The 19,599-nt window shown below is 73.5% G+C and carries 16 protein-coding genes; 6 read left to right on the top strand and 10 right to left on the bottom strand.

The genetic code is table 11. From position 1 onward, the window contains the following. Window positions 1–374: 374 nt before the first annotated feature. Both BKA00_RS34060 and BKA00_RS34055 read right to left on the bottom strand, forming a co-directional pair. The gene (locus BKA00_RS34060) at window positions 375–1,661 is read right to left on the bottom strand and encodes a hypothetical protein (RefSeq protein WP_185032069.1); all 1,287 of its coding nucleotides are present in this window, start codon (window positions 1,659–1,661) and stop codon (window positions 375–377) included. Window positions 1,662–1,999: 338 nt separating this feature from the next. Beyond that, window positions 2,000–2,689: a TetR/AcrR family transcriptional regulator gene (locus BKA00_RS34055; RefSeq protein ID WP_420829703.1), complete on the bottom strand. Its 690-nt coding sequence runs from the start codon at window positions 2,687–2,689 to the stop codon at window positions 2,000–2,002. A 164-nt stretch (window positions 2,690–2,853) separates the two neighbouring features. On the opposite strand from BKA00_RS34055, the gene BKA00_RS34050 reads away from it, so the two are divergent. From BKA00_RS34050 to BKA00_RS34035, 4 genes are all read left to right on the top strand, one after another. Then, window positions 2,854–4,095, top strand: a complete 1,242-nt coding sequence (locus tag BKA00_RS34050; protein WP_185032067.1) for an oxygenase MpaB family protein — start codon at window positions 2,854–2,856, stop codon at window positions 4,093–4,095. Window positions 4,096–4,447: 352 nt separating this feature from the next. Next, window positions 4,448–4,966 (top strand): GNAT family N-acetyltransferase, encoded by a 519-nt coding sequence (locus BKA00_RS39520; RefSeq protein ID WP_185032065.1) that lies wholly within the window; start codon window positions 4,448–4,450, stop codon window positions 4,964–4,966. 200 nt (window positions 4,967–5,166) lie between these two features. Further along, the gene (locus BKA00_RS39515; RefSeq protein WP_230298889.1) at window positions 5,167–5,490 is read left to right on the top strand and encodes a YchJ family protein; all 324 of its coding nucleotides are present in this window, start codon (window positions 5,167–5,169) and stop codon (window positions 5,488–5,490) included. A 112-nt stretch (window positions 5,491–5,602) separates the two neighbouring features. After that, window positions 5,603–6,253 (top strand): hypothetical protein, encoded by a 651-nt coding sequence (locus tag BKA00_RS34035; protein ID WP_185032061.1) that lies wholly within the window; start codon window positions 5,603–5,605, stop codon window positions 6,251–6,253. Between the two features lie 15 nt (window positions 6,254–6,268). Here BKA00_RS34035 and BKA00_RS34030 read toward each other — a convergent pair whose 3' ends face one another. Continuing rightward, window positions 6,269–7,489, bottom strand: coding sequence for an MFS transporter (locus tag BKA00_RS34030; protein ID WP_185032059.1), 1,221 nt, complete (start codon window positions 7,487–7,489; stop codon window positions 6,269–6,271). Between the two features lie 60 nt (window positions 7,490–7,549). Here BKA00_RS34030 and BKA00_RS34025 point away from each other — a divergent pair, with 60 nt between their 5' ends. Beyond that, entirely contained in the window at window positions 7,550–8,719 is a 1,170-nt protein-coding gene (locus BKA00_RS34025; RefSeq protein ID WP_221493414.1) for an ROK family protein, read from the top strand. 24 nt (window positions 8,720–8,743) lie between these two features. On the opposite strand, the gene BKA00_RS34020 is transcribed toward BKA00_RS34025, so the two are convergent. The 3 genes from BKA00_RS34020 to BKA00_RS34010 are packed head-to-tail and all read right to left on the bottom strand — an operon-like array spanning window position 8,744 to window position 11,168. Then, window positions 8,744–9,151, bottom strand: coding sequence for a cupin domain-containing protein (locus BKA00_RS34020; protein WP_185032057.1), 408 nt, complete (start codon window positions 9,149–9,151; stop codon window positions 8,744–8,746). Then, complete coding sequence (locus tag BKA00_RS34015) at window positions 9,151–9,972, bottom strand: phosphoenolpyruvate hydrolase family protein (RefSeq protein ID WP_185032055.1); 822 nt, start codon at window positions 9,970–9,972, stop codon at window positions 9,151–9,153. Before BKA00_RS34015 ends, BKA00_RS34020 begins: the two co-directional genes overlap by 1 nt. Further along, window positions 9,969–11,168 carry a Tm-1-like ATP-binding domain-containing protein gene (locus BKA00_RS34010; protein WP_185032053.1) on the bottom strand — a complete coding sequence of 400 codons (1,200 nt, stop codon included), beginning with the start codon at window positions 11,166–11,168 and terminating at the stop codon, window positions 9,969–9,971. The genes BKA00_RS34015 and BKA00_RS34010 overlap by 4 nt, the downstream gene beginning before the upstream one ends. 99 nt (window positions 11,169–11,267) lie before the next feature. Here BKA00_RS34010 and BKA00_RS34005 point away from each other — a divergent pair, with 99 nt between their 5' ends. Then, window positions 11,268–11,993, top strand: a complete 726-nt coding sequence (locus BKA00_RS34005) for a hypothetical protein (RefSeq protein ID WP_185032051.1) — start codon at window positions 11,268–11,270, stop codon at window positions 11,991–11,993. A 19-nt stretch (window positions 11,994–12,012) separates the two neighbouring features. On the opposite strand, the gene BKA00_RS34000 is transcribed toward BKA00_RS34005, so the two are convergent. From BKA00_RS34000 to BKA00_RS40730, 4 genes are read right to left on the bottom strand one after another with little or no spacing between them, the layout of a single operon-like run. Beyond that, on the bottom strand, window positions 12,013–12,705 hold the full coding sequence (locus tag BKA00_RS34000) for an ABC transporter ATP-binding protein (protein WP_230298888.1): 693 nt from the start codon (window positions 12,703–12,705) through the stop codon (window positions 12,013–12,015). Continuing rightward, complete coding sequence (locus BKA00_RS33995; protein WP_185032049.1) at window positions 12,702–13,631, bottom strand: ABC transporter ATP-binding protein; 930 nt, start codon at window positions 13,629–13,631, stop codon at window positions 12,702–12,704. Before BKA00_RS33995 ends, BKA00_RS34000 begins: the two co-directional genes overlap by 4 nt. Next, window positions 13,631–16,195, bottom strand: coding sequence for a CRISPR-associated protein Cas5 (gene cas5, locus BKA00_RS33990; RefSeq protein WP_185032047.1), 2,565 nt, complete (start codon window positions 16,193–16,195; stop codon window positions 13,631–13,633). Before cas5 ends, BKA00_RS33995 begins: the two co-directional genes overlap by 1 nt. Next, window positions 16,192–19,542 carry an FtsX-like permease family protein gene (locus tag BKA00_RS40730; protein ID WP_185032045.1) on the bottom strand — a complete coding sequence of 1,117 codons (3,351 nt, stop codon included), beginning with the start codon at window positions 19,540–19,542 and terminating at the stop codon, window positions 16,192–16,194. The genes cas5 and BKA00_RS40730 overlap by 4 nt, the downstream gene beginning before the upstream one ends. Between the last annotated feature and the right edge of the window lie 57 nt (window positions 19,543–19,599).

The following is a 19,599-nucleotide window of genomic DNA, read 5'->3' as shown; positions in this document are numbered from 1 at the left end:
CAACACCGAGCCGGCGGGGCGAGCTGAGTCACATCGCCTGCACGGCGATGTGAGACCGCCGGTGGACGGCCACTCGTGAACGGCGGAAGCGGCCACTCGTGGAACGGTCGGAAGGGTCGGCCGGGACCGTCAGGCTCACCGGCACGTGTTATCGAGTGGCGGTCCCGGTCCGAGAGCGCCGCCGAGTCGGCCGAAGCGAGTAGCCGATCCGGCCCTCGGTCACGAATTCGGATTCGTACCAGCCTCGGACAATGGGGAAAGGCCGGGCGGCGCGCGAGTGCGCCGCCCGGCCTTCGGGTGGATGGGTTGAGTGCCCGGGCCGAGCCTAAGCCGGGCCGGGCCGGGTCATTCCTGGCCGTGAGACCGCCGCACGGTCAGCTTTCTCGCGGCGAACCGGCCAACCTTTCGATGAACTCCTCCTTGGCCGTGTCATCCCGAAGTCCGTCGAACTCCGTCCAGACGGTCCGCGCGGTTTCGGCGGACAGGCCGGCAGCGTCGATGGCGTCGGCGAGTTTGACGTTCGCGTGCGATTGAGCCGTCCGCCAGCAGTACGTGACGGCGAGTTCGCGAAGACCCGGGTGCATGGCATCCAGGTTCCCCGCGATCCAATCCCGAGTGTTCTGCACCATTCGCTCGTGACCGGGACGCAGCAGTTCCTGAACGTCCGCGCCCTCGCGTTCGCGACGGGCCGCGAAGCGCGCGTGATTTCCGATCGCCTCGCGGACGGCGCGCAGCACGCCCTCGCAGACCCGGGGGCCGGTGTAGCGGGCGGACCGGTGCACCGGGTTGATCCCCTTCGCGGGCGGCTCGTCCCTGAACAGCCCCTGCACGGGACGGCCCTGGACGTCGATCCCCTCGGGTGTCGTCTTCGGTCCGCTGGTCAGGACCTCGATCAGCACGAGCGCGTCGTTCGCCCGGAAGGTCAGACCCTCCAGGTCCGGGTCGTCCGGCAGCACGAGGAGGTTCTTGCCGCCTTTGCCGCTCTCGGCGTCGAGGTCGAACAGGTACCCCCGGTCCGCGTCCGGGTTCGGGTCGTGGTGCGCCGCCGCCCGGAACAGGTACAGTCCGCGCACCAGGGTTCCCCTGGCAAGCGGCCAGTACATCTGCTTCAGGGCCGCGCGGGCCGTACCGCGCATTCCGTTGTCGAGCAGGACGACGTCCTGCCGCGGTTCGGGCTCGTCGACGGGCAGGCCCAGCCGACGCAGGAGCGTCGTCAGGTTCCGAGCGGCGTCGGCGATCTCTTCGGGGGAGGGGTCCGGCCACGCCATCGTCCCGAGCATGGCGTCCAGTTCGGGGAAGGTCCTGCCGTGGTTGTGCTTCAGGTCCGCCAGTGCGCTCCTGACGATGCTCCGGTTGAGGGGGAGATCGACGATGTCCAGCCCCGGCTCGAAGGCGAGGACGATCATGCGGCAGTTCTCGCCGTCGCGGCCGACCGATGCGAGGGTCGCGCCGCTCGCGGCCGCCGCCCGGATGTCTCCGAGCATGCGGTGCACGGCCCGGACGTAGAACGGCGCGATCGTCACCCACGCGGCGTCGTACGCGTCGCGCAGGGCCGACGCCACGGTGTCCCGTTCGGCCGCCGACGCGAACCGGAAGAGCCCTTCGGTGTTGAGGATCGACCTCAGAGAGGTCTCACGTTCTTTCCTGTCTCGTTTGTTCAAGCAAGCCGCCATTGCGACACACTTCCTGTCTTGTTTTTGTGTTCTTCACGGCCTTTGCCGTAAAGGTCATAGTACCGATTTGATATCCGACGTCAAGGTTTCGCCGTCAAGCTTCTTCCCCTTTGTGGGCGCACATCAGCCACATATCACAAAACCCTGCGCCTCGCCATTCAGAGTCGCATATCGGGGACTTTTTCACGCGTGCTGACGTACCGCCGGGACCGGGGAACAGGCGGGTTCGCCATGGCGGCGTTGCGGGCGCTTTTCCAGGGCGGCGACGGAAGGGTGCTCGCGGGGACATCCGCCGCACAGGAGGGGTGGCCGCGCACCCTGGCAGGTCAGGGGCGGTCGAGGCGGGGTTCTCTCGGTTCCAGCATGGGGACGAGGAAGCGGTGGGCCAGGGCGGCCAGCCGGGCGTCGTCGTCGAGGTCGATGATGTGGCTGGGGACGGCCAGGAGCGAGCCCGATATCCGGACCATCATCTCGGCCACGAAATCGATGTCCAGGTCGTCCGACACGTTGCCCGCGCGCTGCTCGCGGCGGAGCTGGTCGGCCACGAACCGCCGCACGGTGGCGAGGGTCCGGCCTCCGTCACCGGTCAGGGACGGCAGGAGCAGGTCCGGTTCCGTGGCGATCAGGCCGCCGATCAGGGGGTTGCGCCGGATGGCGCGCAGCGAGCTCACGAAGCCGAGGACCACCCGGTCGGCGGCCGTCTCGGCCTGCCGGATGTCGATGAGGAACTGGTCGAAATAGCGGCGGAACTCCCGCCGCACCACCTGTTCCACCAGGGCGTCCTTCGTGGCGAACCGCCGGTAGACGGTGATCCGCGAGACGCCTGCCCGCCGGGCAACGTCGTCCATCGTGGAGCGCTGGATGCCCATCCGGCAGAACTGCGCGTAGGCCGCGTCGAGGACGCGCGACCGGGTCTCGTCCACGTCGCCGACCTGTTCGACCGCCTCGACGTACACGCTGTCCAGCAGCGACCCCGAGTCCGACGACTCCATGAGGAACGACAGCACAGGTTCCACGATCCCCTCCCGAGACACCGATTCTGCCCGAATCGTCCATGTACGTCACGAAGGGTCTTGTGACGGGCGCCACTGTGTGCTCTCATGATGCCAGACCCTGATACGCAGAAGCACAATGTGTTTCATCGTATCAGGAGTCCTCGTCGGCCCGAGGAGGGAAAGGCATGGAACAACCCAGCAGGCGCAACGTGCTGATGACGGGCGGGGTGCTCGGGGCGCTCGGGGCGCTGAGCGTCGCGGCGCCCGCACAGGCCAGACCGCTGTGGACGTGGTCGCCCACGGGGTCGGTCGTGGGCGCCGGCAAGGGCGTCGACCCGCGGTGGGTCTGGGACGAGGAGGCCGACCCGCTCGTCGCCTCGCTGATCGACCGGGGCGACGTCCCGAAGGTCAACCAGCTGCTCAAGACGTGGACCAAGAACGGCCAGGCGCTGCCGGCCGGGCTGCCGGCGGACCTGAAGCAGTTCATCGAGAAGGCCCGCCGACTGCCGTCGTGGGCCGACCAGACGAAGCTCGCCACCGCGTTCAAGTTCAACCAGAAGCGGGGCACCTACCTCGGCGTCAGCTACGGCTTCGCCAGCGGGATGATGAGCACGGTCATCCCCCACGAGGCGCGCGCGGTCTACTACTCCAAGGGCGGCGCGGACATGAGGGACCGCATCACCAAGACCGCCAAGCTCGGCTACGACATCGGCACCAGGAACGCGTTCCTGCCCGACGGCGAGATGATCGTCACCTGCGTCAAGACGCGGCTGGCCCACGCGGGCGTGCGCCACCTGCTGCCGCAGTCCCCGTACTGGTCCAAGGTCGCCGACGAGCAGATCCCGATCAGCCAGGCGGACATGATGGTCACCTGGCACAGCCTTCCCACCACGGTCATGAAGCAGCTGACCAGGTGGAAGGTCCCGATCCCCGCCGACGAGTCCGCGGCGTTCCTGCACTCCTGGCAGCTGACCGCGCACATGCTCGGCATCCTGGACGAGTACATCCCCAACTCGTGGGACGAGGCCAACGCGCAGGCCGCGCAGGTCCTCGACCCGGTCCTCGCCCCGACCCCCGAGGGCGTCAAGCTGGCCGACATCCTGCTCCACCTCGGCGTCACCATCGACGGCGGCATCCTCACCACGCACATCCTCGGCGCGCTCACCCGCTACATGCTCGGCGACCAGATCTGCGGCTGGCTGCAGATCCCGCGCGAGCCGTTGTGGGACCCGGCCTTCGAGGCCTTCTGGCCGACCTTCGTCGCCATCAAGGAGGGCCTGCTCAAGATCACGGACGCTCCCCCCGGCCTGCTGCAGATCTACTGGGCCTTCGACGAGATCATCCGCCTGGGGACCCTGCTCTTCCTGTCCGGGGGCAACCTCCCGATCAGCATCCAGATCCCCACGGCCAACAACCCGAACTACTGATCGCGACGGTCCCACCCCACGGCCTCCCGGAAGGACACACACGTGTCCCCGCCCCCCCGCGCCGGAGGCGCCGGGCGGAAACGAAGCGGAGAGGGCCCGGCGGCCGCCGGGCCCTCTCAGTGGTGTCCAGCGGGTGGACGGTGTCGCCGGGCGCCCCGGAGCCTGAGTCGTCACCGCCGCCGGCAGGCCGGACGGCGCGCGTTCCGCCGCCCGCGCAGGCGGCCGGACACGGGAATGGTAATGAGCATGGGCGATGTCGTTACCGGACGAGGGCTCTTTTCTTGCGGGACCAGGGAGTGGTTGTGGCGTTTAGTTTGAAATGGCGGGTATTTCCATCTGGCACACTGGGGGCGTGACGGCTACTGATCCGGTGATCCGGCTGGGGCGTCCGGGAGATGCGTCCGCCTTGGTGGAATTGCAGCACATTCTGGACAACGAGACGGAGTTCATGCTTCTGGAGCCCGGCGAGCGGGAGCCGGACCTCGAACCGCTGAAGCTGCGCCTGGCCGCCCGCGCCGAAGGCCGCGACCTGTCGTACCTGGTCATGGCGCTGGACGGGCCGGCGGCGGTGGGCTACGTCGACGTGTCGGTGCTGCCCTTCGCCCGGGCCCGGCGCACCGGCTACGTGGTCGCCGGGGTGCGGTCCGGCCACGGCGGACGGGGGCTGGGCGGGGCCCTGCTGAAGGCGGCGCTGCGGGAGGCGCGGACGCGCGGGATGCGACGTCTGGAACTTACCGTCATGGAGCAGAATCGCCACGCCCTTGCCCTTTACCTGAATTGCGGTTTCCAGGTGGAAGGGCTCCGGCGCGCGGCGCTGGACGTCCAGGGGCACCGGATCAACGAGTACTACATGGGCCTGCTGCTGGACTGAGCCGGGCGGAGACGATGCCGCCCCAACCGCCTCGCCCACGCGCCCTGCGCTCCGGCCTCGTACCGGACGTCGGCGGGCCGCCGGGCCAGGGCGCAGGCTCGTCGCCGGCGCGCCGGTACCGTTTCGCAAGGCAGAATCGGACGGTGGCGAAAAGATGTCCGTGCGGGGTCGGCTCCCGGTATCGGGATTGCTGCGGCCCGTTGCACCGGGGTGAGGAGACGGCCGAGACGGCCGTCCGGTTGATGCGGTCGCGGTTCAGCGCGTTCGCGGTGGAGGACGAGGCGTACCTGCTCGCGACCTGGCATCCGGCGACCCGTCCGGAGCGGATCGGGTTCGACGACGGCACGCGCTGGACGCGGCTTGAGGTCGTCCGCACCGAGGGCGGCGGACCGGAGGACGACAGGGGCCTCGTGGAGTTCCGCGCCCATTACCTGGCGGGAACGGAGCCCGGAGAAATGCACGAGGTCAGCCGGTTCGTGCGGCACGACGGCAGGTGGGTCTACGTCCGCGGCAAAGTGAGCTGACATTCCACCGTACGGGCGAGCGGCATCGCCCGTACGGGGGAAGGACGGCCCGGGCATGCGCTGAGAACGTGTGGAGGCGGGCCAGGGACGCCCGCGGAAAAGGGGAATCCGCATGTCACGGAAAAGGCGTGCCGTGGTCGCCGGAATGGCCGTGCTCTGCGCGGCCGGGGCGGTCGGCACCGGCAGCGCGATGGCGCAGGACAAGGGGCCGCTCCCGAAGGAGGCCCACGTGACCGGGGACGCGTGGCTGAAGTACCCGGGCGATCCCGAGTACCCGTACCGGCGGTTCGTCGTGGACGCGCACGGCGGTCCGTGGAAGTTCGTCAACGGCAAGATGGTCATGGGCGCGGCGCGCGGCACGGTGAAGTTCGACCATTACGCGCCGGACGAGCCCGGAGGGCCGTCGAAGCACCACTGGGGCTCGATCAAGGTCGACTACGTGATGGCGTCCGGCCCGGTCGCGGTCGTGTCGGGGATCCGGCAGGACGAGAACGGCGTTCCGCCGAACCAGAAGCGCGCGAACCTGACGTTCTACCAGTCTCCGCGCGGCCACACATTCGACCGGATGGGCTTCAGCTGGGGCGTCGTCCTCCCGCAGTGCCAGCAGATGGGCGTGGGGCCGGCGCCGTTCAGCACCAACAGTTCGGGTCCTTTCGGGAAATGGCTGAAAGGGTACACGGTGAAGGACGCGCCCTTGCAGCTCCCGACCGGTGACTTCCAGCCGCCGGACAACCCCGCCGACTGCTCGTTCGCCGACGAGTAGGCTCCCGGCGCCCGGTCACCAGGCCGTTTCCGTTCTGAGCCGCCGTCCGCAGCGGACCAGCAGCACCAGCAGCAGGACGGGCGCGACGAGCGCGGCGGCGCGAAGGGTGGTGAGGTCGGCGAGCGCCCCGAGCGCGAGCGGGGCGACGCCGATCGCCACCCCGGACGCGAGCGCGCACCGCGCCGCCGCCCGCACCGGCTCGGACGGCCGCGCGGCGAGCGCCTGCCCGAGGATCACCGGGTACAGCAGCGCCACCCCGAGCCCGGTCACCACGAGCCCGGCGACGGCGACCGGCGCGGGCGACGCCCACAGCACCGCGAACCCGCCGAGCCCGACGGCCGTGGCGAGGGCGAGCAGCCGGTCCGGCCGTCCTGCGCGCCGCACGACCGGGCCCGCGGCCGCCCGCCCGGCGGCCATCCCGAGGACGAATCCCGCCGACAGCGTGGCCGCGCTCCCCGACCCCAGCCCCTTGACGCTCCCGAGGAAGTCCGCCGCCCAGAAGACCATGCAGAACTCCACGCCCACCGCCAGCACGAGATCGGTCCACCGTCCCCAGAACCCCACCGCGCCGCGATCTCCCTCGCCGCCGACCGGCCTGCCGCCGGGCTCGGTGCCCGCGGTCCCGGATGGCCGGACACCGGCCGCGGCGGCGGGAACGGGGACCGGGGGCCGGGGCGGACGGGTGAGAAGAAGGAGGGTGGCGGCGGCCAGCAGGGGCGGGGCGGCGAAAGCGGGCCGCCAGCCGAGGCCGTGGGCCAGGGCGGCGCCGATGAGGATCGGGGAGACGACGGACGCGGCGCTGGACACCGCGTTGGCCTCACCGATTTGGATCGTTCCATCACCGTCCTGCGCGGCGCGCAGGGCCGTCGGGACGAGTTGGACGAGGCCCGCTCCGCCGAGTCCGAGGACGAGGGCGCCGGCGGCCGTTCCGAGGCGTTCGCCGGAGGCGGCCAGGAGGGCGGCGCCGCCGACGAGGGCGGTCAGGGCCGCCGGGACCGCGTACCGCCCGAGCCGCGCGGCCAGGCGGTGCCCGACCAGACCGACGATCACCAGCCCGAGGGCGAAGGCGGACGGGTAGAGGGCGGCCTCGACGCGGGGCAGGCCGCGCTCCTCCCGCAGCTCGGGCAGGATCGCGCCGAGCGCGGTGAGCAGGTAGCCGAGGCATCCGAGGGCGGCGTACAGGCCGAGCGTCTCCGCTGTCCGCCCGGTGGCCGGGCCCGTGCCGGCGGGCTTCATCGGCGCCTCCCCATTAAACTCGTAGGGCGAGGATAAGTCCGGCACGCCAGGATGTCACCCATGGAGCCGATGACCGCGCACTCCGCGCGCGCCCTGCGCAGCCAGGGCGCGCTGGCCATGCTCCGCCACGTCCACGCGCGCCCGTCCGCCAAGCGCGCGGACGCCGCGCGGGCGCTGGGGCTGAGCAGCGGGTCCGCGACCGAGATCACGAGCCGGTTGAAGGCGGCCCGGCTGCTCGACGAGGAGGCGTCCCCCCTGACCGGCGGGCGCGGCCGCCCCTCCCCGGCGCTCGTGCCCCACCGCGACGGCCCGCTGGTGTGCGTCGTGGACGTCAGCCACGAGCGGTGGCGGGCCGCCTGCGTCGAACTGGGCGGCCGCGTCGTCGCGCAGGAGGCCGGCGGCCACTCCGGCACCCCGGACGTCCTCAGGACGCTCGGCCACCACGTGTCGGCTCTGCGCGTTCGCTACGGCCACCGCCTCCGCGCGGTGTCCGCGTGCGTCGCGGGCACGGTCAGCGCGACCACGGTCGTCCAGGCGTCGGGCATGGGGTGGCGCGACGTGGACCTCGAACCGCTCCGCCCGCCCGGGATCCCCCTGCTCGTCGGCAACGACGCCTCGCTCGCCGGGCTGGCGGAGGCCAGGCGCGGGGCGGGCGCGGGCGCGCGGGTCGTCCTGCACCTGACGGTCGAGGTGGGGGTCGGCGGCATCCTCGTCGTGGACGGGCGGCCGGTGGACGGCGCCACGGGCGCGGGCGGCGAGTTCGGCCACATGCCGTTCGGCGACCCCTCGCTCCGGTGCCCCTGCGGCGCCCGCGGCTGCTGGGACCTGGAGGTCGACGGCCGCGCCATGGCCCGCGCGCTCGGCCGCCCCGCCCCCCGGGACCCGCGCACGGCGGCCGGGCACGTGATCGCCGCCGCGGCGTCCGACCCGGCGGCCCGCTCGGCCGTCGAGGCCGCCGCGCACGCGCTGGGACGGGGCATCGGCGCCCTCGCCAACGCCCTCGACCCCGGCGTGGTCACGATCTCCGGCCTGGCCACCGGCCTGGCCGCGACGGCGCCCGCGGCCCTGGAGACCGGCTACTCCGCGGGCCTGATGCGCTACCGCCGTGCGGCGCCGCCGCCCATCCTGCCCTCGACGCTCGGCCCGCAGGGCCCCCTGACCGGGGCCGCGGACGCCGCCTTCGACCTGCTCCTCACCGAGGAGGGCCTGGCCGCCTGGTCCCGCGCCTGAGCCCGAGCGCCCGGCCGGGACGGGTCAGGCGGGGCGCCATTCGGGGATGGCGCCCGGTTCGTGGAGGCAGTGGTCGGGGGCGGCCTCCAGGGCCTTCTCCTCGCCGCCGGGGGTGTAAGTGACGATCAGGCGCAGCGGGCGCCATGTCATGTTGTAGGTGGAGTGCCACACGCCCTTGGGGATGTGGACGGCGTCACCCTCGCGGATCAGGAAGGGCTCGCCGTCGTCGACCATCTGCGCGGCCTCGCCGGAGATCACGTAGATGACCTCCTCGGCGTCCGGATGGTGGTGCCGGGCGTGGCCCTTGCCGGGGTTGACGATCACCTCCCCCAGGGTGCTGCCCGCCCCGGGCACCGCGGACGGGGTGACGAACCACTTGATCGACCCCCAGTCGAAGGTCGCGGTCGCCACGTCACCGGGGTTCCTCAGCATCAGATCTCCAGGTTCTTGAAGGCCGCGACCTGCGCGGTGACGGCCTTCTCGGTGGGGAGCCTCTCGACGGAGGAGGCGCCGAAGAAGCCGGCGACGCCCTCCGTCCGGGACAGGACGTGGGCGGCGTCGGCCGGTTCGGCGATGGGGCCGCCGTGGCACAGCACGAGGACGTCGGGACGGACGGCGGCCGCGGCGTCCCGCATGGCCTGGACGCGCTCGACGGCCTCGTCCAGCGTCAGGGAAGTCCCGGCGCCGATGCTGCCCTTGGTGGTGAGGCCCACGTGCGGGACGAGCACGTCGGCGCCGGCCTCGGCCATCGCCCGCGCCTGGTCCTCGTCGAAGACGTAGGGGGCGGTGACCAGGCCGCGCTCGTGGGCGAGCCGCACCATCTCGACCTCCAGGCCGTACCCCATGCCGGTCTCTTCGAGGTTCTGCCGGAAGACGCCGTCGTAGAGCCCGACCGTGGGGAAGTTCTGCACGCCCGCGAACCCCATGGCCTTGAGCTGGTCGAGGAAGACCGGCATCACCCGGAACGGGTCGGTGCCGCACACCCCGGCCAGGACGGGCGTGTCCCGGACGACGGGCAGCACCTCCGAGGCCATCTCCACGACGATCTGGTTGGCGTCCCCGTAGGGCAGCAGGCCGGCCAGCGACCCGCGTCCGGCCATCCGGTAGCGGCCCGAGTTGTAGATGATGATCAGGTCGGCGCCGCCCGCCTCGGCGCACTTGGCGGACAGCCCGGTGCCCGCGCCCGCGCCGATGACGGGCCTGCCCTCCGCGACGGTGTTCCGCAGCCGGAACAGGACGGTCTCGCGGTTCACTTCGCGCCCTCCGAGATCAGCCGGTGCAGCCGGTCGGCCATCGCCCGCCCGAACCGCGGGTCGTTGATGTGCATGTCGAGCATCTCCGCGTCCGCGACCTCCTCCAGCGCCATGAAGCACGCCACGTCGGCCACCGGATCATGGAACGGCATGCCCGGGGCGTCCAGCGCCGACACGCCCTTGAGCGGGACGAACAGCGCGGTGGGCCCGGTGGCGCCCGCCAGCTTGGACGCCATCCGGCGCCCCAGCTCGCCCATCTCCTCGGCCGTCGTCCGCATCAGCGTCACGGTCGGGTTGTGGACGTACAGCAGGCGCTGCCCGAACCGGTCGGGGACGGTCTCGCGCGGCCCGAAGTTGACCATGTCGAGGGCGCCGGGCGCCACGACCTGCGGGACGCCGCGCCGCCCGGCCGCCGTGAGCCGGTCGGGTCCCGCCGACAGGACGCCGCCCACGAGGTCGTCCGCCAGCTCGGTGGTGGTCAGGTCGAGGACCCCGGCCAGCAGGCCGCTCTCCACGAGCCCTTCGAGCGCCCGTCCCCCGGCGCCCGTCGCGTGGAAGACGAGCACCTCGTAGCCCAGTTCGTCCAGCCGCTCCCGGGCGGCGTCCACCGCCGGGGTCGTGACCCCGAACATGGACGCCCCGACGAGGGGCCGCTCGTCCGGGGCGGGCTCCGGGACGGCGTGCGCCTTCGCCATCCCGGCCGCCGCCGCGGCGGCGTTCCCGAGGATCAGGCGCGACAGCCGGTTCACGCCCGCGATGTCGACGACGCTGTAGGTGAGCGTGACGTCCTTGGCGCCCACGTAGGGCGAGACGTCCCCCGACGCCATCGTCGACACGATCAGTTTGGGCAGTCCGATGGGCAGGTCCCGGACGGCCCGCGCGGCGATCGACGATCCGCCGCTCCCACCGACGGCGAGCACGGCGTCCACCCGGTCCAGCGCGGCGAGGACGATCGCCGCGCCCTCCCCCATCGCCGTGACGGCCGCGCCCCGGTCTCCGGCGTCCCGCAGTGCCTGCAGCGAGGTGCCCCCGGCCTGCGCGACCTCCTCGGCGGAGACGTCGGCCTCCACCTCGGACGGTCCGATCCCCGCGTCCACGAGCACGGTGTCGCAGCCCAGCTCGCGCACCCGCTCGCGGAGCCACGCGTACTCCGCACCCTTGGTGTCGAGCGTCCCCACCAATACGACGGTCGCCATCGAGCCCCCTCCGTTCCCCCGATACCGATTCCCCCGACGATCACCTCGCAAGCCTCTCCCCGATTGCCGCATCGCTCATTGGAACGGGACAATCAGGACGTGTCCCAGCCTTCCCTCACCGGAATCCTGCGCAGCACCGTCGCGACCGTGCTCACGCTCCTGGCCGCCGTCGCCTTCGTGGCCTTCGCCGTGGCCCTGGCGGTCACGAACGTCCCGGACGGCACCCGGGACCTGGACGCCTACAGGGCCGCGCCGCGCTGCCCGGCCGCGCCGCCCGGGCCGGCCGAGTGCCGCTGGACGCGGGAGTTCACCGTGTCCGGCGTCCGTCTGACGTCGAAGCGGGGCGAACTCGACACCGTCACCCTGACCGACGCGGACGGCGGCAGGCAGAGGACGGCCTACACCGACCGGGGCCCGGTCATCGGCGACCTCGCCAAGGGCGACCGGGTCACCGGCACCGTCTGGCGCGGGCGGCTGACCGAGGTCGCGGCGCGCGGCGAGTCGCAGGACACCGACGCCGCCCCGGACGACCTGCGCGCCCGGTACCTCATCGCCGGGCTGATCATGATCCCGCCCGGCGTCCTCGTCGCGGCGGCGTGCGTCTGGAGGCTGGGCCGCCGCACCGTCCCGAACCCGAGCCGGGGCATGGTCGCCACCCTCGGCCTGGCCGTCGGCGTCTTCTTCGCCGGCCTCTTCTCCCCGGTCGTCGCGAGCGGGGCGGGGGAGGACCTCCGGGTCACGGCGGCCGTCTGGCTGCCCATCGCCGCCCTCATGGCCGTCGGGGCCCGCGTCTACACGATCCGGGGACGGAACCTGGCCGGGTGACGGTCAGGCGGGGTGACGGTCAGGCGGGGACGGACGCCTCGGTGACGGAGCCGTCCTCCAGGGTCAGGACGCGGTCGGCCTCGGCGAGGAGGCTCTCGTCATGGGTCGCCATCAGGACGGTCACGCCCTCGCTGGAGACGACCGCGCGGAGCAGCGGCATGATGGCGGCGGCGGTCTCGGAGTCGAGCTGGCCCGTGGGCTCGTCGGCCAGGAGCAGGCGGGGGCGGTTGGCGAGGGCGCGGGCGATCGCCACGCGCTGGCGCTGGCCGCCGGACAGCTCGTAGGGGCGCTGCAGCGCGTGGTCGGCCAGGCCGACGAGGCTCAGCAGGACGCGGACCCGCTCGTCCCGCTCGGCGGGCGGCGTGCGGACGAGGCGCAGCGGGACCTCGACGTTCTCGGCGGCCGACAGGACGGGGATGAGGCCGTGCGACTGGAACACGTAGCCGATGCCGTCGCGGCGCAGGGCGAGCAGCTCGTCCTCGGAGAGCGCGCCGACGTCGCGGCCGTCGACGCGGACGGTGCCGCCGTCCGGGCTGTCCAGGCCGCCGATCAGGTTGAGGAGGGTCGTCTTGCCCGAGCCCGAGCGGCCCCGGACGGCGACGATCTCGCCGGGCGCGACGGTGAAGGACGCCCCGCGCAGCGCCGGGACCTCGATCCTGCCCGCCCGGAACGTCCGGACCAGCCCCTCCACGGCCACCATCGGCGCGGTCATCGGTTCTCCTCCTGGTCGGGCCAGACGCCGACATGGTCGCTCTCCAGGGCGAGGCGGACGCGGTCGCGCAGGTCCAGCGCCTCGGTGAAGCCCTTCGGCAGCTGGACGCGGCCGACCCGGTCGAGGAGGGCGTACTCCTCGACGACGCGGGTCCCGTCGTCCTCGGAGCGGCGGCGGACCTCGACGCTGGTGCGGCCGTCGCGGATGCCGACGGTCCGGTCGACGCGCTCGGACACCTGCGCGTCGTGGGTGACGACGACGGTGGTGGTGCCGAGCTCCTCGTTGACGCGGCGCAGGGCGGCGAACACCCCGGCGGCGGTGGCGGTGTCGAGCTCGCCGGTCGGCTCGTCGGCCAGCACGACCCGGGGTTCGTTGGCGACGGCCACGGCGATCGCGATGCGCTGCTGCTGGCCGCCGGACAGCTCGGCCGGGCGGCGGCCCGCGCAGTCGCCGACGTCCAGCATGCCGAGCAGCTCGGCGGCGCGGGTGGCGCGCTCGCGGCGCGACCGCCCGGCGAACCTCATGGGCAGCTCGACGTTCTGCGCGGCGGTCAGGTACGGCAGGAGGTTGCGGGACGTCTGCTGCCAGACGAACCCGACCTTCTCGCGCCGGAACTCCAGCCGCTCCTTGGACGCCATGGTGAGCAGGTCCGAGCCGGCGACGCGGGCGACGCCGGCGGTCGGCACGTCCAGCCCGGACAGGATGTTCAGCAGCGTCGACTTCCCCGACCCGGACGCGCCGACGATGGCGACGAGCTCGCCGGGGTCGACCAGCAGGTCGAGTCCCTGGAGGGCGACGACCTCGACGCCGTCGGTCTTGTAGATGCGCACCAGGTTGTCGCAGACGATGTGGGCGCCCTCGCCGTAGACGGGGCCGCGTTCGGCGGCCCGGCGCTCCAGTTCGGCGAGATCGGTCGTGTCGGTCATCAGTCCCCCGTTCTCAGGGCGTTGCCGGGGTCGGCGTCGAAGGCGCGGTCGACCGCGACGGCGGCGGCGGCCGCCAGCAGCAGCGCGGCGAGCAGGCCGAGCAGCGCCGGCAGTCCCGGGACGTGCGCGGTGACGGCGAAGCCGCCGGTGTAGGGGCGCAGGTCCACGGCCGGTCCGGTGATCTCCGGGAGCAGCAGGCCGAGGACCCACCCGGCGCCGACCGCGCACAGCAGGACGGGCGCGATCTCCACGAGGGCGAGGCGGCGGCTCTGCCGGCGGCTCAGCCCGAGGGCGCGCAGGTGGGCGGTCATCCGGCCGCGGGCGCGGGCGCCCACGACGAGCACGAGCAGGACGGCGAGGAGCCCGTACACGCCGCCCGCGAGGGCGCCGTTGCGGAAGGTCTCGTGGACGACCGACACCAGCGGCAGCCCCGTCATCTCCCGCAGCACCCGCTGCCGCAGCACGATGTCGTCCCCCGGGGCCGCGGCGCGCAGCGCCTTGACGTCGATGTGGTCGCCTGCGACGAAGACGTGGGACGGGAATCCCGTCGCACTGGCGACCGTCCGGTAGGGAACGATCACGAAGGCGCTGTTCTTCTCCTGACCGGGGAAGCGCGCGATCTGGCCGGACGGCTCGACGGTCACCGGGTCCATGCCGGCGCGGCTGAGCGTCACGGTGCCGGAGCCCAGGGTGCGGGCGGCCAGGGGCGACACCAGCGCGCCCGAGGTGTCCGGGATGCCGGGCACCTCGGGGGCGAGCCTCCGGTAGGCGTCGAGGTCCACGCCGACCACGGTCATCGGCGCCTGGTCGGTGGCGGACGAGGCCTGCACGATGACCTTGACCCGGACTGCGCCGGTGACGCCGGGCACCGCGCGGATGCGGCGGAGCCCGGCCTCGTCCAGCGACCCCGCCTCGACCCGCGCCTCGGCGCCGGTCTCGGCCCAGGAGGCGCGCTCCTGCCCGTTCCGCAGCGCGGTGTCCACGGTCGAGGTGAAGCCGGCGATGGTCGCGGCCAGCAGCAGGACGGCCAGCGGCAGCGCCCCGACGAGGTTCTGCCGGGACGCGCGGGCGAGGCCGATGAACGCGACGGCCCCGGTCCGCCGCCGCAGCAGCGGCCCGGCCGCGCGCAGCAGGTACGGGTAGGCGCGCAGGACGAGCACGCCGAGCGCCGCGCCGAGCAGGGCGGGGACGGCGGCGACGAGCGGGTCGGTGCCGGCGGACGCGCCGCGCTCGCGCAGCAGCACGACGCCGATCATCGCGAGCACCACCAGCAGGCCGTCCATGACGAGCCGCCGCCGGGACGGCCGCGCCGCGACGAGGTCGTCGCGCCGTTCGGTGACCGAGCCGAGCCCGCCGCCGCGCTCCCGCAGGACCATGACCGCCGAGACGCCCAGCGCGGCCAGGACGAGCAGCCCGATCGCGACCAGCGAGGCGGTCTGCGGCGGACCGGCGTCCAGGAGCCGGCCGGCCGCGTACCCGAGCAGGGCGGCCGGGACGGCGGCGAGCGCGGTCAGACCGCAGGCGGGCGCGGCGAGCTGGCGCAGCGACGCGCCGCGGGCCCGCATCACGCCGAGGATCGGGCGGAGCCGCTCACCGAGCAGCCCGGCGGCGAGCAGCAGCAGCCCGGCGGCCACGGCGACGAGGCCGCCGAAGGCGAGGCCGACGACGGACTGGGCGGCGTGGAGCCGTCCGAGGAACTCCTTCAGCCGGTTGTCCAGGGCGGTGGAGACCTCGCAGGGGAAGAGGTCGGCGCGCCCTTCGACGGCTGAGCGGAAGGCGTCGAGGTCGCGGACCATGACGCGGGTCTGCTCGGCGCTGACCACGCCGGTGCGGACCGGGAACCGCCAGTCGTAGGTGAGCTTCAGGTGCGGGTCGCGCGTGAGGCGCGAGTATGCGGAGGCGTCGATCAGCGCCGTACCCGCGTCGGCCTCGATGGTGCTGTTGGGGAGGTACTCGATGGTCGGGTGCAGGATCCGGGCGCGCGGCCCCCAGAACTGGTCGGCTTTCACCGGTGCGTACAGGCCGCTGACGCGAACGCTCATGCCGCCGAGATCGATCCGGTCGCCGAGCTTGTAGCCGAGTTGGTCGGCGTACCTCTTGGCGATCGCCACGTTCATGTCGCCGCTCGTCTGCCCCGGCTTGTTGAAGGGGTAGTGGCCTGAGACGAAGCGGATGCGCTGCCAGGCGCCCGGCTCCCAGCCGAGGTAGAGGATCCTCGGGCGGCGGAACTCCCCCTCGACGCGGTCGCCCGGGGATGTCACCGACGACTCGGGCTCGCCGGTGACCTCGGCCAGGGAGCGGGGCAGCCGGTCCCGCCAGGCGAGGGCGTTGGCGGCCAGGGCCGCCTCGCTTGGGACGGCGGCGAAGGCGGCGGCGCCGCCCGCCTCCCCCTTCACGTGGATGTCGGCGTCGGCGCCGAAGGCGGCGGCCGCGGCGCGGTCGTACCCGGCGGTCGTCCGGGACGGGACGGCGACGGCGAGCAGCGCCGACACCAGCATCAGCACGGCCAGCGCGGTGAGCGGCGCCCACTGCGCGCGGACGAGCCGCATCCCGGCACTCCTCATCGGTCCTCCCCCACGCGCAGCCCGGCACCGAGGTTCCGGCGCCGCAGCGTCCGGATGACCGGCGCGAGCACGAGCCCGAGCACCGCCGCCACCCCGCCGAGGACGGCCAGCACCACGGGCCATTGGACGACCAGATCGGCGGGCGGGTACGGCTCGGCGGCCTGCACGCTCAGCACCACGTGCGGGACGACGAGCCTCGCCACGACCAGGCCGAGGACCGTCCCGCCGAGCAGGCCGAGCCCGACGAGGTAGGCCTGCTCGATCGCGAGCATCCCGGCGACCTGCCGGGGCGGCACGCCGAGCGCCCGCAGCACCGCGAACTCCCGGTGGCGCTCGCCGGCGGTCACCGCCGCGTTCACCACGAACGCGATGACGGCGAACGCCAGCGCCGCGGCGAAGCCGAGGACGAGCGCGCCCTGGAGCGCCGCGCCCAGCGGGGCGTCGCGGAGCCGGGAGCGGGTCTCGACGCGGTCGGCCGCGACCTCGCCCCAGGCGGGATGGCGGGCCAGTTCCCTTGCGGCCGGGGCGGTGCGGCCGCCGCGCGCCGACGCCCACCATTCCCGCGGCGTGATGGTCTCGCCGCCCGAACCGTCCACGGCGAGCCGCGACTGGGTGAGGGTGGGCAGGTCGACCAGGACGCCCGGCCTGCCGGGCGGCACGCTCGGCAGCGCGGGCGCGATGCCGGCGACCTTGACGGGCTGGTCGCCGTCGATGGTGTTCACGGTGACGGTGCCGCCGACGCCGACCTTGGCGCGGCTCGCCATCTCCTTGGTGATGACACCCGGCACGACCGGGAGCAGGTCGGTGTTCTTGGTGTCGTGCGAGGGCGGGTGGGACGTGCCGAGCATCGCGTGGACGGCCGTGCCGGTCGCGTAGCCGTAGAAGCCCTGGCGATCGAGGGTGGGCGACGAGGGGATCGTGAGGGTCGCCAGCGCGTCCTTGCTCTCCTTGGCGGTAGTCCTGAGCGGATGCTCCAGGTCCTGCGGTTTGGCGAACGCGTCCCAGCGGGACCCCGCGGGCCGCGCGGCCCGGCCGGTGCCCTCGCCGGCGATGCTCCGCAGCTCCAGGTCGAGCCTGCCCGAGATCTTGTTGTCGTCGTAGTTGAAGTGGACGCCGCGGACCGCCAGCGGGAAGGAGGGCACGCCGTCCTTTCCCGCGAGCCGAGCGGTGTCGAGGGCGATGGTGTGCTCGTCGCCGTCCGCGTCGATGCCGGGCAGGGGCACCTGCCGGGTGAGCCCGTCGGCGTCGACGATGCTCACCACGAACTTGTAGCCCTCGCCGAGCGGCGGCACGTAGTCGGGGGGCACTTCGGGCTCCGGACCGGAGCGGCTGAGGCGCAGGTCGAACAGGAGCCGCTTCGGCGTGCCGGGGACGGTCAGCGCCGGGACGGCCGGACGCAGCCGCGCCAGCTCGTCCAGCCGCAGGTCGTTCCGCAGGCCCGGAGCGACGCGCAGGAGCGGGCCGAGCTTCCTCGCGTCGACGCCGAGCAGCGTCGCGGGTTCGGTGCCGAGGTCGGCGTCCATGCGCAGCACCCCGCTCGCGGCCGAGACGCCCGGCAGCGCCGCGAACCGCCCGGCCTGCCCGAGCGGCTCCGGGCGGCCCTCCCGGGCCGAGGCGGCCAGCCGCAGGTCGGCGCCGCTCTGGAAGTCGGCCTGGTCGGTCTGCGACCGCCGCCAGGTCGCCATCGTCGTGACCGACAGGACCCCGACGGCCATCGCCATCACCAGCAGCAGGACGGGCCCGGTGTAGCGGAGCTGGCGCCGCCCGACCTGCCGGGTGCCGAGGACGGCCACGAGGCCGCGCCCGCGGGTCGCGATCCGCTCGGCCACACGGGTGACGGCGGGCACGAGGCGGAGCAGGAGGACGCCGCCGGCGAGCAGGGCCAGGGCCGGGCCGGACACGATGAACGGGTCGATGCCGCCCGTGCCGCCGCCGGGGTCGCCGCCGCCCGCGCCGTCCGCCCCGTACCGGGTGAGCTGCCAGATCGCGAGTCCGGCGACCAGCAGCAGCGCGAGGTCGGTGCCCGAGCCGCGCAGGCCGCCGCGGCCCTGCCGCCCGATGCCGGCCTGGGCCTCCACGAAGGTCCGGTTCGCGCCGCGCAGCGTCGGGACCGTCAGGACGACGGCGCAGGCCAGCGCCGTCAGCACCGAGACGGTCCACAGCGGCAGGAGCGGCCCGGCGTCCAGCCGCAGCCCCGAGTCCCGGACCGCGGGCGCGTGCCCGGCCAGGCGCAGCAGCGGGCCGGCCAGCAGCGGGCCGAGCACCGCGGCGGGCAGCACGATCAGCAGGCCCTCGGCGAGGCCGAGCCGGGCGAGCTGGCGCATGCCGAGGCCGCGGGTGCGCAGCAGCGCGACCTCGCCGCGCCGGTGGTCGGCGAGCAGCCGCGCGACCAGCGACCACGCGCAGCCCGCCAGCAGGACGAGCTGGATCACCGGGATGAGCATCGTGGACCGCGCGACCTGGAGCGCGGTGCGCAGCTGCGCGGTCAGGTCGGGCAGGTCGGTCGCGACGCTGAACTGCGCGCCGTCGCCGACCCTCTTGAAGGTGTCGCCGCCGGCGGCCACCCGGTCGCCGAGGGGGCCGAGCTCGCCCGGCTCGACGCCGCGCAGGTCCGGCATGACGGTGAAGCGCGCCTCGGATCCCGTGCCGGTGAACCGGGCGGCGAAGACCTGGGGCCGCACCACGAACGGCCCGTGGCTCGTGTAGGTGAGCCGTTCGACGCCGGTGGTGATGAGCTTGTCGTCCTGCCAGAAGTAGTCCTGCGGGTCGGGGACGTCGAACAGCCCGACGACGCGCACCTTCACGACCGACTTCTTGTCGACGCGGCCGTGCAGCGTGAGGACGTCGTCCACGCCGGCGTGCATCGCGCGGGCGGCGGCGCCGGGCAGGGCCGCCTCGACCTCGACCTCCCCGGAGCCCGTGCCCGAGGCCGCGCCGGGCCAGCGTCCCTCGGTGAGCCGCGCGTGCTTCTCGATCCCGGTGTAGGTCTCGAACGCCGTCAGCTCGGGGTGGTCGCTCTTCTCCTGGCCGGGCAGCGTGTAGGAGTCGCTGCGGACGCTCATCGAGACCGCCAGCGGGACGTCCCGGTAGATCTGCTTGAGCGCCCGGTCGACCTTGCCCTGGACCGCGGGGAGGCCGTTCGCCGGGACGTGGGTGCCGAGCGTCGTCCCGACCGACTCGAACGTCGCGTCCGCCAGCGTGCGGCGCAGGCCCTCGCGGGTCACCGATCCGGTGTAGCCGACCAGGGCCGCGAGGACGGTCGTGGCGAACAGGGCGGTGGCGCAGGCGGCCAGCACCAGCGTCCGATCGCCGATGATCCGGCTGAGCACCAACCCCCGTCGTCCCACGGGAGGTGATGATCATCCCGTGTGAGGAGGGCCACAAGGGGTCGTGACGATTCCGCG

The organism is Actinomadura coerulea, from assembly GCF_014208105.1.
Taxonomy (GTDB): domain Bacteria; phylum Actinomycetota; class Actinomycetes; order Streptosporangiales; family Streptosporangiaceae; genus Spirillospora; species Spirillospora coerulea.
Note: the sequence above shows the minus strand (reverse complement) of the source record. Positions and strands in the feature narration are given on the sequence as shown.

What these genes read in the sequence shown, in the direction of transcription:
- BKA00_RS34050 (WP_185032067.1), top strand. Translation starts at nt 2,854, where the DNA reads ATGGAACAACCCAGCAGGCGCAACGTGCTGATGACGGGCGGGGTGCTC.
- BKA00_RS34035 (WP_185032061.1), top strand. Translation starts at nt 5,603, where the DNA reads ATGTCACGGAAAAGGCGTGCCGTGGTCGCCGGAATGGCCGTGCTCTGC.
- BKA00_RS34030 (WP_185032059.1), bottom strand. Translation starts at nt 7,489, where the DNA reads ATGAAGCCCGCCGGCACGGGCCCGGCCACCGGGCGGACAGCGGAGACG.
- BKA00_RS34025 (WP_221493414.1), top strand. Translation starts at nt 7,550, where the DNA reads ATGGAGCCGATGACCGCGCACTCCGCGCGCGCCCTGCGCAGCCAGGGC.
- BKA00_RS34020 (WP_185032057.1), bottom strand. Translation starts at nt 9,151, where the DNA reads ATGCTGAGGAACCCCGGTGACGTGGCGACCGCGACCTTCGACTGGGGG.
- BKA00_RS34010 (WP_185032053.1), bottom strand. Translation starts at nt 11,168, where the DNA reads ATGGCGACCGTCGTATTGGTGGGGACGCTCGACACCAAGGGTGCGGAG.
- BKA00_RS34000 (WP_230298888.1), bottom strand. Translation starts at nt 12,705, where the DNA reads ATGACCGCGCCGATGGTGGCCGTGGAGGGGCTGGTCCGGACGTTCCGG.
- BKA00_RS33995 (WP_185032049.1), bottom strand. Translation starts at nt 13,631, where the DNA reads ATGACCGACACGACCGATCTCGCCGAACTGGAGCGCCGGGCCGCCGAA.
- cas5 (WP_185032047.1), bottom strand. Translation starts at nt 16,195, where the DNA reads ATGAGGAGTGCCGGGATGCGGCTCGTCCGCGCGCAGTGGGCGCCGCTC.